The 14,161-nt window shown below is 62.9% G+C and carries 9 protein-coding genes and 1 tRNA gene; 7 read left to right on the forward strand and 3 right to left on the reverse strand.

All coding sequences use genetic code 11. The features are described 5' to 3' along the window. Window positions 1–133: 133 nt before the first annotated feature. From rpoC to BMY84_RS29700, 3 genes are all read left to right on the forward strand, one after another. On the forward strand, window positions 134–4,420 hold the full coding sequence (rpoC, locus tag BMY84_RS11125) for a DNA-directed RNA polymerase subunit beta' (protein ID WP_093083859.1): 4,287 nt from the start codon (window positions 134–136) through the stop codon (window positions 4,418–4,420). 222 nt (window positions 4,421–4,642) lie between these two features. Continuing rightward, a tRNA-Gln gene (locus tag BMY84_RS11130) sits at window positions 4,643–4,716 on the forward strand. A 113-nt stretch (window positions 4,717–4,829) separates the two neighbouring features. Next, window positions 4,830–6,851, forward strand: coding sequence for a calcium-binding protein (locus BMY84_RS29700; protein WP_093083861.1), 2,022 nt, complete (start codon window positions 4,830–4,832; stop codon window positions 6,849–6,851). A gap of 18 nt (window positions 6,852–6,869) precedes the next feature. Here BMY84_RS29700 and BMY84_RS11140 read toward each other — a convergent pair whose 3' ends face one another. After that, the gene (locus BMY84_RS11140; RefSeq protein WP_093083862.1) at window positions 6,870–8,486 is read right to left on the reverse strand and encodes an NAD(P)/FAD-dependent oxidoreductase; all 1,617 of its coding nucleotides are present in this window, start codon (window positions 8,484–8,486) and stop codon (window positions 6,870–6,872) included. A 125-nt stretch (window positions 8,487–8,611) separates the two neighbouring features. Between BMY84_RS11140 and BMY84_RS11145 the strand changes: the two genes are divergently transcribed. After that, complete coding sequence (locus tag BMY84_RS11145) at window positions 8,612–9,022, forward strand: MerR family transcriptional regulator (RefSeq protein ID WP_093083864.1); 411 nt, start codon at window positions 8,612–8,614, stop codon at window positions 9,020–9,022. 50 nt (window positions 9,023–9,072) lie between these two features. Further along, entirely contained in the window at window positions 9,073–10,875 is a 1,803-nt protein-coding gene (locus tag BMY84_RS11150) for an acyl-CoA dehydrogenase C-terminal domain-containing protein (protein WP_093083866.1), read from the forward strand. Window positions 10,876–10,944: 69 nt separating this feature from the next. Here BMY84_RS11150 and BMY84_RS29705 read toward each other — a convergent pair whose 3' ends face one another. Then, window positions 10,945–11,094, reverse strand: a complete 150-nt coding sequence (locus BMY84_RS29705) for a hypothetical protein (protein ID WP_177203982.1) — start codon at window positions 11,092–11,094, stop codon at window positions 10,945–10,947. A gap of 348 nt (window positions 11,095–11,442) precedes the next feature. Between BMY84_RS29705 and BMY84_RS11155 the strand changes: the two genes are divergently transcribed. Both BMY84_RS11155 and BMY84_RS29710 read left to right on the forward strand, forming a co-directional pair. Beyond that, on the forward strand, window positions 11,443–12,750 hold the full coding sequence (locus BMY84_RS11155; RefSeq protein WP_093083867.1) for an amino acid permease: 1,308 nt from the start codon (window positions 11,443–11,445) through the stop codon (window positions 12,748–12,750). Next, complete coding sequence (locus BMY84_RS29710; RefSeq protein WP_177203983.1) at window positions 12,747–12,920, forward strand: hypothetical protein; 174 nt, start codon at window positions 12,747–12,749, stop codon at window positions 12,918–12,920. The genes BMY84_RS11155 and BMY84_RS29710 overlap by 4 nt, the downstream gene beginning before the upstream one ends. Window positions 12,921–12,960: 40 nt before the next feature. On the opposite strand, the gene dnaJ is transcribed toward BMY84_RS29710, so the two are convergent. Next, window positions 12,961–14,109: a molecular chaperone DnaJ gene (gene dnaJ, locus BMY84_RS11160; protein ID WP_093083869.1), complete on the reverse strand. Its 1,149-nt coding sequence runs from the start codon at window positions 14,107–14,109 to the stop codon at window positions 12,961–12,963. Between the last annotated feature and the right edge of the window lie 52 nt (window positions 14,110–14,161).

Below are 14,161 nucleotides of genomic sequence, written 5' to 3' on the forward strand. Positions count from 1 at the left end.
CCTCAATGATCCGATCACACAGCCACGTTGGGTTTGGCTGTCACTGTGTCTGACCATGATGGTGTTTGCGCTCATCTGCCTCGACAAAGCCGTTCGCTAGACGACCAGATTTACCCTTCAGAGGGATTGAAAAATGAACGAACTGACCAACTTCGCCAATCCGATCCAGAAGCCGGAAACCTTCGACCAGATCCAGATCGGTCTGGCCTCGCCCGAGCGCATCCGCAGCTGGTCCTTCGGCGAGATCAAGAAGCCGGAAACCATCAACTATCGCACGTTCAAGCCCGAACGTGACGGCCTGTTCTGCGCCCGCATCTTCGGTCCGATCAAGGACTATGAGTGCCTGTGCGGCAAGTATAAGCGCATGAAGTATAAGGGCATCGTCTGCGAAAAGTGCGGCGTGGAAGTGACCGTTTCGAAGGTCCGCCGCGAACGCATGGGCCATATCGAACTGGCCGCGCCGGTTGCCCATATCTGGTTCCTGAAGTCGCTGCCGTCGCGCATCGGCCTGCTGCTCGACATGCAGTTGAAGCAGCTTGAGCGCGTTCTGTACTTCGAAAGCTATATCGTCATCGAGCCGGGCCTGACCCCGCTGGAGAAATATCAGCTTCTGACCGAAGACGAACTGCTCGACGCGCAGGACGAATATGGCGAAGACGCCTTCTCGGCCGGCATCGGCGCGGAAGCGGTCAAGCAGATGCTGATGGACCTCGACCTGGTGGGCGAGAAGCAGGCGCTGCTGGACGAACTGGCTGTCACCAAGTCGGAACTGAAGCCCAAGAAGATCATCAAGCGGCTGAAGGTCGTCGAAAGCTTCATCGATTCGGGCAACCGCCCCGAATGGATGATCCTGGACGTCGTTCCGGTCATCCCGCCGGAACTGCGCCCGCTGGTGCCGCTGGACGGTGGCCGTTTCGCGACGTCGGATCTGAACGACCTGTATCGCCGCGTCATCAACCGTAACAACCGCCTCAAGCGCCTGATGGAACTGCGTGCGCCGGACATCATCGTCCGCAACGAAAAGCGCATGTTGCAGGAAGCCGTCGACGCCCTGTTCGACAATGGCCGTCGCGGCCGCGTCATCACCGGCGCGAACAAGCGTCCTCTGAAGTCGCTGTCCGACATGCTCAAGGGCAAGCAGGGGCGCTTCCGTCAGAACCTGCTCGGCAAGCGCGTCGACTATTCGGGTCGTTCGGTCATCGTGACCGGTCCTGAGCTGAAGCTGCACCAGTGCGGCCTGCCCAAGAAGATGGCGCTCGAACTGTTCAAGCCGTTCATCTACGCGCGTCTGGACGCCAAGGGTCTGTCCATGACCCTGAAGCAGGCCAAGAAGTGGGTCGAAAAGGAACGCAAGGAAGTCTGGGACATCCTGGACGAAGTGATCCGCGAACATCCGGTCATGCTGAACCGTGCGCCGACGCTTCACCGTCTGGGCATTCAGGCGTTCGAACCCGTGCTGATCGAAGGCAAGGCGATCCAGCTTCACCCGCTGGTCTGCTCGGCCTTCAACGCCGACTTCGACGGTGACCAGATGGCCGTCCACGTACCGCTCTCGCTGGAAGCCCAGCTGGAAGCGCGCGTGCTGATGATGTCGACCAACAACATCCTGTCGCCCGCCAACGGCAAGCCGATCATCGTCCCCTCGCAGGACATGGTATTGGGTATCTATTACCTGTCCATGGAACGCGAAGGCGAACAGGGCGAAGGCATGCTGCTGTCGGACATGCAGGAGGTCCATCAGGCCCTCTATGCCAAGGCCGTCACCCTGCATTCGAAGATCATCAGCCGCGTGCCGCAGACCGACGAAAATGGTCAGCAGTATATGAAGCGCTTCGAAACGACGCCGGGTCGCATGCTGCTGGGCGAATGTCTGCCCAAGTCGCACAAGGTGCCCTTCGACGTCGTCAACCGCCTTCTGACCAAGAAGGAAATCGGTGACGTGATCGATCAGGTCTATCGCCACACCGGCCAGAAGGACACGGTGCTGTTCGCCGACGCGATCATGTCGCTGGGCTTCAAGCATGCGTTCCAGGCCGGCATCAGCTTCGGCAAGGACGACATGGTCATTCCTGACTCGAAGGAAGGCACCGTCGCCGAAACCAAGGCGCTCGTGGCTGACTATGAGCAGCAATATCAGGACGGCCTGATCACCCAGCAGGAAAAGTACAACAAGGTCATCGACGCCTGGAGCCGTTGCGGCGACGTGGTGGCGAACGCCATGATGGACGAAATCCGCGCCCAGCCCAAGGACCCGAAGACCGGCCGTCTGGCGCCGATCAACTCCATCTACATGATGGCGCATTCCGGTGCCCGTGGTTCGCAGGCCCAGATGAAGCAGCTGGCCGGTATGCGCGGCCTGATGGCCAAGCCTTCGGGCGAGATCATCGAAACGCCGATCATCTCGAACTTCAAGGAAGGCCTGACCGTCCTTGAATATTTCAACTCGACCCACGGCGCCCGTAAGGGTCTGGCCGACACCGCGCTCAAGACGGCAAACTCGGGTTACCTGACCCGCCGTCTGGTCGACGTGTCGCAGGACTGCACGATCGTCGAGGAAGATTGCGGCACCGAAAAGGCGCTGGAGATGAAGGCCATCGTTCAGGGTGGTTCGGTCATCGCCTCGCTGGGCGAGCGCATTCTGGGCCGTACCACGGCGCAGGATATCGTCGACACCAAGGACGGCACCGTCATCATCCCGATCGGCACCCTGCTGGACGAAGCCATGATCACCCAGATCGAGGCGGTCGGCACGCAGGCCGTGAAGATCCGCAGCCCGCTAATCTGCGAAAGCCGGATGGGTGTTTGCGGCAAGTGCTACGGCCGTGACCTGGCCCGTGGTACGCCGGTAAACATCGGCGAAGCGGTCGGCGTCATCGCGGCACAGTCCATCGGTGAACCGGGCACGCAGCTCACCATGCGTACCTTCCACATCGGCGGCGCGGCGAACTTCAACGAAACGTCGAACCTGGAAGCCATGTCGGACGGCACGATCGAGCTGCGCGACATGCCGACCATCACCGACAAGAATGGTCGTCGCCTGTCGCTCGCCCGTAACGGCGAAGTCGCGATCATCGACAGCGAAGGTCGCGAACGCGAAACGCATCGCCTGCCTTATGGCGCCACCATCCTGTTTGCGGATGGCGATGCCGTGAAGAAGGGCGATCGCTTCGCCGAGTGGGATCCCTTCACCATGCCGGTGATCACGGAAAAGCCCGGTATCGTTAAGTATGTCGACCTGATCGACAACAAGACGCTGACCGAGCAGACCGACGAAGCCACCGGCATCGCCCAGCGCGTTGTTATCGAACATCGTGGTGCTGCCCGTACGAAGGAAGATCTTCGTCCGCGCCTGACCCTGATGGACGACAATAGCGGCGAAGCTGCCCGCTATATGCTGGCGGTGGGGGCCACCCTGTCGGTCGACGATGGTGCGCAGGTTCAGGCCGGTGACGTGCTGGCGCGTGTCAGCCGTGAAGCGGCCAAGACCCGCGACATCACCGGTGGTCTGCCGCGCGTTGCCGAACTGTTCGAAGCCCGCAAGCCCAAGGACAATGCGATCATTGCCAAGGTGTCGGGCCGCGTACAGTTCCTCAAGGATTACAAGGCGAAGCGTAAGATCGCCATCAATCCTGAGGATGGCGGCGAGCCGGTCGAATATCTGATCCCCAAGAGCAAGGTGATCGACGTTCAGGAAGGCGACTTCGTGAAGCGCGGCGACAACCTGATCGGCGGTTCGCCCGATCCGCATGACATTCTGGAAGTGCTGGGTATCGAGCCGCTGGCTGAATATCTGGTCGCCGAAATCCAGGAAGTCTATCGCTTGCAGGGCGTGAAGATCAACGACAAGCACATCGAAACGATCGTTCGTCAGATGTTGCAGAAGGTCGAAATCATCGAATCCGGCGACACCACTTTGCTGGTGGGCGAGCAGATCGACCGCGAGGAAATGGACGAGATCAACAGCAAGCTCCAGCCCGGCTTCCTGCCGGCCGCGGGCAAGCCGGTGTTGCTCGGCATCACCAAGGCCTCGCTCCAGACCCGTTCGTTCATCTCGGCGGCCTCCTTCCAGGAAACCACCCGCGTCCTCACGGAAGCGGCGGTTCAGGGCAAGAAGGACACGCTGGTCGGTCTGAAGGAAAACGTCATCGTCGGCCGTCTGATCCCGGCAGGCACGGGTGCAGGCATGAACCGCCTGCGCGTCGCTGCCTCGTCGCGTGACGCGGCGCTGCGGGCCGCCCTGCGCGCTTCCAGCCAGGTCGACCTGATCGCGCCGAAGTCGGCGGCTGCGGAACGGGCTGCCGAACTGGCGCAGGGTCCGGAAGCGGCGATCGGCAACGATCCGCTGGGCGCCATCGAAGGGGAAACCCATGGCAGCGATGCGGATGCAGGCGATTACCTGCTGAAGAGCGACGGCGAATAAGCCCCTTTAAAGCCCGGGAGCCGCTTCCTATTTAGGGAGTGGCTCCCATGCCCGTCGCGCCAAAAAGCGCTGACGATATGCCCGCCGGATGCGTTTCGCGCCCGGCGGGCTTTCTTTTTTGGGGACAGGAAAGAAGCCGTCGAAAAATGTCAGAAAGGCGGTTGACGCGCGGAACGTACCCGCCTATCTGCGGCGTCCCAAGCGCGGTACGCGTTGGATCGATGCCCGATCCTCTAATGGTAAGAGAGCGGACTCTGACTCCGTCAATCAAGGTTCGAGTCCTTGTCGGGCATCCAAAACTTCCCAGCTTCCAGTTTTCGCGGCGGTCGCAACCGCACGCCCCTGCTCTTGATCGCCTGTCAAAAGCAGCATAACCCGTTGCCGGGGTTTATATTTATGGGCGGGGCGGATGGCGACTTATACGGGCACGACAGGCAATGATCGCCTGACAGGCACCAGCGCCAACGATATTTTCCTCCCTCTTTCCGGCCAGGACAGCGTCAATGGCGGCAATGGTTTCGACCAGTTGATCGTCGATTACAGCGTTTTCAAAGCCCATAACTATCAAAATGCATCCACGATGCGGCTGGACGCCAGCGGGCTGACCGGGGCGATCCGGTCGCAAGTGTCGAACGACAGCGTCTCCTTCTCCCGCGTCGAGGCACTGGACGTTCGCCTGGGCAGCGGTAACGACTATGTCTCCTTCCGCGCCGAAATCGCCATGGTCGGGATATCGCTGGTCATCGATGCTGGTGGCGGTCGGGATCAGTTGACGCTCGCACTGGCGCCGGTCGGCGACGTGACCTTCACGGTCGATACGACCGGCCTTGCGACGACCAGCTTCGGCGGCCGCTTCACCGGCTTCGAAGACTATAATCTGACGCTGGGCAAGGGGGCGCACCACATCGCAACCGGCGCAGGCCATGACAGGGTGACGCTGGCGACCGGCAGCAGTCAGGTGGATGCAGGCGCGGGCGATGACAGCATCATCACGCGCGGCGGCCACGACATCATCGATGGCGGTGCGGGATATGATAGCTGGATCATCCAGATGGCGACTTCTTCGAAGGCGCAGAACCTGACCGTCAACAGCCTCACGGGCCAGAGTGACATAGCCGGGCTCGCCAGCGCAACGGGGATGGAGCGAATCGAGGCCAGCCTGGGGGCCGGCGCGGATCAGATCAATCTGACCGACGCCCGCGGAACCTTCGTGCAAGCGGGCGCCGGAGCGGACCTGTTCATCATAAGGCGGCCCGAAGGCATAGAGATTGACGGCGGCAGCGGGATCGACACCGCCAAGATCAATATGAGCCGCACCCTCCGCTTCTATGAAAGCGTGCTCACATCCAATGGCGCGGGCGGGGTCGACGGCTATCTGAGCCTCTACAACGGCGTGAAACTGACCTCGATCGAACGACTGAGCGCGACGTTGAGCGATGGCGATGACCAGATCAGCGTGGATGGCGACGCGCTGGCCCGTGGTGCGATCCTGACGCTGAATGGCGGGGTTGGGCAGGATCATCTGACGCTGGACCTGTCGGCACTGACGGCCGTCACGCTCACGCCATCGGCAGATGGCACGGTGCAGCTTCTGGGCAGCAGCTTTTCCGGCTTCGAAAGCCTGCGCCTAATCGGCACAGCGGGCAATGACCGGTTGGGCGGTATAGCGGGCAGCAATTATATCGATGGCGCGGCCGGCAACGACAGTCTGATTGGCACTGCCGGCAATGACCTATTGCTGGGCGGCGATGGCGATGATCGACTTTATGGCATGGGTGGCCGGGACGAACTCCATGGCGGCATGGGCAATGATTTCTACTATATCGACACCGACGATTACAGCACGCTGATCTACGAAAATGCCGGCGAAGGTCTGGACATTCTCTATTCCAGCGTCAGCATGGGCCTGTTCGACAATGTCGAGCGGCTGCAACTGACCGGATCAGCGGACATTGCGGGCACCGGGACCGATGCCGACGACATATTGGTCGGCAATGTCGGCGACAACCGGTTGCAGGGTCTGGGCGGGAAGGACATTTTGAGCGGCGGCGCGGGCATGGACATATTGATCGGCGGAGATGGCGCGGACAGGCTGACCGGCGGCGCAGGGGCCGATCTGTTCTGGTTCGACCGGCTAGGCAGTGCGGCCGATCGCGACCTCATCACCGATTTCGCGCCGGGCAGCGACGCACTGGTTTTCGTGCCCGATGGCTTTCCCGGCCTGTCCACTCTGCCCGCCCATCACGCCATTCCTGCCAGCACCTTCGTCGCGGGAACGGCGGCGACCAATGCGGCCCAGCATTTCATCTATGATGAAGCCAGCGGCAGCCTCTATTATGACAGCGACGGCGCGGGCGGCGCCAGCCAGACGCTGGTGGCGACGTTCACCGGCCTGCCCCATCTGACGGCCAGCGACATCTTCATCGCCTGACGCGGTCCGGCGCCCGCCCTATACCATGGCGAGCGCGACGGCCTCCGCCACCTTGATGCCGTCGATCGCGGCGGACAGGATGCCGCCGGCATAGCCCGCCCCCTCCCCGGCCGGATAAAGCCCGGTTACGTTGAGGCTCTGGAAATCCTTGCCCCGCGTGATGCGCAGGGGCGAGGAAGTGCGGGTTTCCACGCCGGTCATCACCGCGTCGGGATGATCATAGTTGGCGAGTTGGCGACCGAAGACCGGCAGCGCCTCCCGGAAAGCCTCGATCACGAAGCCGGGCAGGCATTGCGACAGGTCGGTCGGGGTCACGCCGGGCTGGTAGGAGGGCGTGACCGATCCAAGCGCGGTGGAGGGGCGGCCTGCCAGGAAATCGCCCACCGTCTGCCCCGGCGCCCAGTAGGAGGAGCCACCGGCCACATAGGCGAGGCTTTCCCAATGGCGCTGGAAATCGATGCCGGCCAGCGGCCCGCCGGGATAGTCGCGCGCCGGATCGATGGCGACGACCAGCCCCGAATTGGCGTTGAATTCGGCGCGGCTATATTGGCTCATGCCGTTGGTGACGACGCGCCCTTCCTCCGACGTGGCGGCGACGACCCGGCCGCCCGGACACATGCAAAAGCTGTAGACGGTGCGGCCATTGGCGCAATGATGGGCGAGGCTATAGGCCGCCGCGCCCAGATCGGGATGGCCCGCGCAATTGCCGTAGCGGGCGCGATCGATCCAGCTTTGCGGATGTTCGATCCGCACGCCGATCGAGAAGGGCTTCGCCTCCATATGTACGTCATGCCGGTGCAGCATTTCGAAGGTCGGGCGCGCGCTGTGGCCGACGGCCAGCACGACATGGTCCGTTTCGATCACGCTGCCATCCTGAAGGACGAGGCCGCGCAGGCGCTGCGTGCCATCGCCCTGATTTTCCAGCACCAGATCGTCGACGCGATGCTGCCAGCGATATTCGCCGCCCAGCGACTCGATCTGCTTGCGCATCGATTCGACCATGGAGACGAGGCGGAAGGTGCCGATATGGGGATGCGCTTCCCACAGAATATCGTCCGGCGCACCGGCGGCGACAAATTCCTCCAGCACCTTGCGGCCGAGGAAGCGGGGGTCTTTCACCCGGCAATAGAGTTTGCCGTCGGAGAAGGTGCCCGCACCGCCTTCGCCGAACTGGACGTTGGAGTCGGGATTGAGTTCGGCCCGGCGCCACAGGCCCCAGGTGTCCTTGGTGCGTTCCCGCACCACCTTCCCCCGGTCGAGGATGATCGGCCGGAAGCCCATCTGGGCCAGGATCAGCCCCGCGAACAGGCCGCACGGCCCCGCACCGATGACCACCGGCCGCTTGCCCTGCCCGTCCTGCGGCGCGTGGGCCACGAATTTATAGCTGGTGTCGGGGGTCGGCCGGACATCATGGTCGTTGGCGAAGCGTTCCAGTATGGCGGCTTCGTCGATCAGGTCGACATCGACCGTATAGACAAGCTGGATCGCACTACGGCGGCGCGCATCATTGCCGCGCCGCACGAGGCTGTGGCTGCGCAATTCCTGCGGTGCGAGGCCAAGGCGTTCGCAAATGGCGACGGGCATCGCTTCGGCCGGATGGTCGAGCGGCAGTTTCAGGCCGGAAAGACGGATCATGTGCCGCCCATAGTCCTTCCCGGCCCGAAAGGGAACCGGGGCCGCCGGAGGCGCATATCCGGCAAAAGCATCAGAACATCTCACTGACCTTGACGTAAACGTAAGGTCGAATTACACCTATAGCCATGAACACGCGCAGCAGCATCGCCGGCATAGAATTGCCCGACCATAGCGAACGGCAAAGCTACAGCATCACCGACCTGTCCGAAGAGTTCGGCGTCACCGCACGGGCGCTGCGCTTCTATGAGGATGAAGGGCTGATCTCGCCCGAACGGCAGGGTCTGGCCCGCATCTATTCAAGGCGCGATCGTGCCAGGCTGGCCTGGATATTGCGCGGCAAGAGAGTGGGCTTCAGCCTGACTGAAATTCGCGAGATGATCGACCTGTACGACGCGGACGAAGCGCATGAGGAACAGCGCCGCGTCACCGTGGACAAGTGCAAGGCGCGGATCGACCTGCTGACCCGGCAGAAGGACGATATCGACGCCGCGATCGCAGAACTGGCCAGCTTCGTTTCAGCCATCGAACAACAATAATCCCCTTCCCCCGATCGGGGGGGAATTCAAAGAATAATCAGGAGAAGATCATGCCCAGCTATGCCGCCCCCGTCCGCGACACCCGCTTCGTGCTGGACCATATCGTCGGGCTGGACCGCTATGCCAACCTGCCCGGTTTCGAAAATGCCACGCCCGATCTGGTCGAGGCGATCCTGACCGAAGGCGGCAAGATGGCGGCTGAAGTGCTGTTCCCGCTGAATGCCGTGGGCGACAAGGAAGGCTGCACCCGGCACCCGGATGGCAGCGTGACCACGCCGACCGGCTTCAAGGCGGCATTCGACCAGTTCGTCGCGGGCGGATGGACCACCATCCATGGCCCGGCGGAATTTGGCGGTCAGGGCCTGCCCACCGTGCTGGCGACGGCGGTGGACGAATATGTGCTGTCGGCCAATCAGGCGTTCGAAATGTATCATGGCCTGACCGCCGGCGCGGTCGCCGCGCTGATCGCCAAGGGCAGCGCCGAACTGCAACAGCGCTACATCCCCAAGATGGTGTCGGGCGAATGGACCGGTACGATGAACCTGACCGAGCCGCATTGCGGCACCGATCTGGGCCTCATCAAGACCAAGGCCGTGCCGCAGCCTGACGGCAGCTATAGCATCAGCGGGACGAAGATCTTCATTTCGGCGGGCGAGCATGACCTGGCCGACAATATCATCCATCTGGTGCTGGCCAAGACGCCGGATGCGCCGGAAGGCAGCAAGGGCATTTCGCTGTTCGTGGTGCCGAAGTTCTTCGTGGGCGATGATGGCGTGCCGGGCGACCGCAATGCCGTGTCCTGCGGATCGATCGAGCACAAGATGGGCATCCATGGCAATGCCACCTGCGTCATGAATTATGACGGCGCGACTGGCTGGATCGTGGGCGAGGAGAATAAGGGTCTGGCCGCGATGTTCATCATGATGAACGCGGCGCGTCTGGGCGTGGGCCTTCAGGGTCTGGGTCAGGCGGAAATCGCATTCCAGAATGCGGTTCATTATGCGAAGGATCGCCGTCAGGGCCGCGCGCTGACGGGTCCCAAGGAGCCGAACGAAAAGGCCGATACGCTGTTCGTCCATCCCGATGTGCGCCGCATGCTGATGGAAGCCAAGGCGATGACCGAAGGGCTGCGCGCGCTGATCCTGTGGACAGCATTGCAGGTCGACCTGTCGCATCATGCCGCGACCGAGGAAGAGCGTCAGGCGGCCGACGATATGCTCCAGCTGCTGACCCCGGTGGTCAAGGGCTATGGCACCGATCGCGGCTTCGACGTGGCGGTCGCCTGTCAACAGGTGTTCGGCGGCCATGGCTATATCTGGGAAAATGGCGTGGAACAGTATGTCCGCGACGCGCGCATCGCCCAGATTTACGAAGGCACCAATGGCGTGCAGGCGATGGACCTTGTCGGTCGCAAGCTGCCGATGCATGGCGGCCGCGCGCTCCAGTCCTTCCTGAAGATGGTGGCGGAAGAGGTCGCCAGCGCCAAGACGGACGAGACGCTGGCGCCGATCGCCGAGGCGCTGGAAAAGGCCAGCGGCCAATTGGGCGCGGCGACCATGTGGCTGATGCAGAACGCCATGAAGAACCCCGAACATGCCGGGGCCGGCGCGCATCATTATATGCACATCCTGGGCATCGTAGCGACGGGCCTGATGTGGCTGCGCATGGGCAAGGCCGCCACCACGCTGATCGCGGCGGGTGAAGGGGACGCCAAATATCTGGAAGCCAAGCTGGTGACGGCGCGCTTCTTTGCCGAACGGGTCATGCCCGATGCCGGATCGCTGCGCCGCAAGATCGAGGGCGGCGCCGATGCGCTGATGGCGCTGGACCCGGACATGTTCCTGGCGGCCTGATCGGGCCGGTCGAAACATTAGTCATGCAAGGGGCGGCTTCCGAAAGGACAGCCGCCCTTTTTGCAGAAATCAGGCTGCGAGCGGCAGCTGCTCTTCGGCCGGAACCGGCGTCACATCGTCGGCGACCGGCGCATCAGCCTTGTTGAGCGCGGCGATATAGCGTTCGGCAGAGACGACATCACGACGATAGGCGAAATAGAGCGACAGCAGGGAAAACATTGTAGAGCCTCGATTGGGGATATTTTCTGCGTTGCAGCATCGAAGCCTATTTGGGCTTTGGCCGGACTTTTCGCAAATGCAATGGAATCGAACGCGATTGCAGGAAATGGAAGATTGGGTGGGTAGCAGCGGTTGAAGACTGTCCCTCTCCCAACGGGAGAGGGAGGGAGCCGTGCGAAGCACGGCGGAAGGGTGAGGGGTGAAAAGCTGCGCCTTGCATCTCCCTCACCTTCCCACTCGGCTACGCCGAGCGGGCCCCTTCCTCTCCCGACGGGAGAGGAAATATGCTTGCTTCCCTCTTATCACCCTCCCCTAGCAATCCGCCGCCTGCGCCGGTAGCATTCCGCCATGAATGACAATCCCAACGGGGCCGCGACCGGCTCCTCCTCTCGTACCCTGGGTCTGGCAGCCTGCATCGCGCTGGTCATGGGCAATATGATCGGGTCGGGCGTGTTCCTGCTGCCGGCGTCGCTCGCGCCGTTCGGCTGGGATGCGGTGGCGGGGTGGGTGTTCACCATTGCCGGGTCGCTGGTGCTGGCCTTCGTCATCGCGCGGCTGACCGTCGCCATGCCGGACGCCAATGCCTCGCAGATGATCGCGCGGGCCTATGGGCCGCTCGCCGGTTTTGCGATCGGGTGGATCTATTGGCTGTCGATCATCATCACCAACGTCACCATAGCCGTCGCCGCGACCGCGAACCTGAGCAGCGTGCTGCCTGCGCTGGCGAAGCCGGGTGTAGGCGCGGTCTGTTCGATCGCCTTTCTCTGGGCGATGACCGGCGTCAACCTGATCGGCGCGCGCGCGGCCGGGATTACCCAGATCGGCACCACCATCATCAAGCTGATCCCGATCGCGGTCGTGCTGGTGCTGCTGGTGATCGTGCTGGGCAGTGGCGAGGCGCAGGTCGCCCCCTTCCCCGCACAGGGGCTGACGGGCGTTGGCATCACCGCATCGGCGGCGCTGACCCTATGGGCGCTGCTGGGCTTTGAATCGGCCAGCGTCGCGGCGGACAAGGTGCGTGATCCCGCCCGCACCATCCCCCGCGCCACGCTGATCGGCACGGCGGCGACCGGCCTTATCTATCTGCTCGTCTGTTCGGGTATCGCGCTGACCCTGCCGGCGGCGGAGACGCAGACCGGATCGCCCTTCGGCGCGTTCGTCAGCCATTACTGGTCGCCCGGCCCCGCCAGCTTCATCGCGATCTTCGTGGTGATCAGCTGCCTTGGCGCGCTCAATGGCTGGACGCTGTTGCAGGGCGAAGTGCCGCTGGCGATGGCGCGGGCGGGCGAACTGCCCCGCTGGCTGGCGGTGACGGACGCCAAGGGCACGCCGGTCCGCGGGCTGATCCTGTCGACGATGCTGGCCAGCCTGATGCTGGTGGCGAACAGTTTGCAGGGGCTGGTGGCGCTGTTCACCGCCATGGCGCTGCTGGCGACGTCGGCGACCCTGTGGCTCTATGTCGGCTGCGCGCTGGCAAGCCTGCGGTTCCGGCTGGTGGTGCCGGCGGCAGTCATCGGGCTGGGCTATGCGCTATGGACGCTGTGGGGTGCGGGTGTCGCGGCCAGCGGATCGAGCATATTGCTGATGCTGGCAGGCCTGCCCTTCTACTGGTGGGCGCGGCGGGGGCGGAAAGCTAGCAAGGATATGATATCATGACGGATTTTATCGACTATAATCCGATCATGGATGTGATTGTCAAAGGCATCACCGTAGCCCGCAACAATCCACTTCCAGACGATGGCGAGGACACGGATCGCTACATAGCATGGTGCGCCGTACAAGAACTTCGCCGAGCCGGCTGGATTATAAAGAAAGCATCAGATTGAACGGTTGCCGGGCACCAGACATGCCCGGCAACTATATCCTTCAATCCCCCCAGATTTCCTTGAGCTTGGAGAAGAAGCCGGTCGATTGCGGGCATTCCTCGCCGGTTTCCGTGTCGCGGAAGGCTTCGAGCAATTCCTTCTGCTTGGCGGTCAGCTTCGTGGGCGTTTCGACATCGACCTGGACGACCAGATCGCCCTGCCCGCGCCCGTTGAGGACGGGCATGCCCGCGCCGCGCTGACGGATTTGCTTGCCCGACTGGATGCCGGTCGGGATCTTGATCTCATGCCGTGAGCCGTCGAGGCCCGGCACTTCGATCACGCCGCCCAGCGCCGCCGTGGTGAAGCTGACCGGCGCGCGGCAGAACAGCGTCGTGCCGTCGCGTTCGAAGATCGCGTGCCGCTTCACATGCAGGAAGATATAGAGGTCGCCCGCCGGTGCCCCCCGCGCGCCAGCCTCACCCTCGCCCGTCAGGCGAATGCGCGTGCCTTCATCGACACCCGCCGGGATATTGACCGACAACGTCTTGGGCCGGTCGACACGCCCGTCGCCCCGGCAGGAGCGGCAGGGGCTTTCGATCACCTGCCCCGCGCCATGGCAGGATGGACAGGTGCGTTCGACCACGAAGAAGCCCTGTTGCGCGCGAACCTGACCATGACCGGCACAGGTGCCGCAGGTCTTGACCCCGGTGCCGGGCTGCGCGCCGGAACCATCGCAACTGTCGCAGGCGGCTGAAACCTCGATCTGGATCTCGGTCTTCTTGCCATGATAGGCTTCGTCGAGGCTGATTTCCATGTCGTAGCGCAGGTCCGCGCCACGGCGCTGCTGCTGGCGCCCGCCGCCGCCCTGCCCACCAAAGCCGGACTGGCCGAAAATCGTCTCGAAAATATCGCCAAGGTCGGAAAAGCCGCCCGCCGCGCCGCCACGAAAACCGCCGCCGCCACCGCCGCCCGACTGGGCATTGGTATAGGCCGCATGACCATAGCGGTCATAGGCCGCGCGCTTTTGCGGGTCTTTCAGGCATTCATAGGCTTCGGACACGGCCTTAAACTTGGCCTCGCTGTCGGTGCAGCCCCCGGTCTTGTCCGGATGATATTTCATCGCCAGCTTGCGATAGGCGCTCTTAAGCGCTGCGCCGTCAGCGGTGCGCTCGACTTCGAGCAGTTCGTAATAATCAACTTCGGTAGTCATAGAGGCCCCCGCCCGCTTCGCCCGTCACTGGCGCTGATAGCGCAATGACGGG

This window comes from Sphingobium sp. AP50, from assembly GCF_900109095.1.
In the GTDB taxonomy this organism is placed as follows: domain Bacteria; phylum Pseudomonadota; class Alphaproteobacteria; order Sphingomonadales; family Sphingomonadaceae; genus Sphingobium.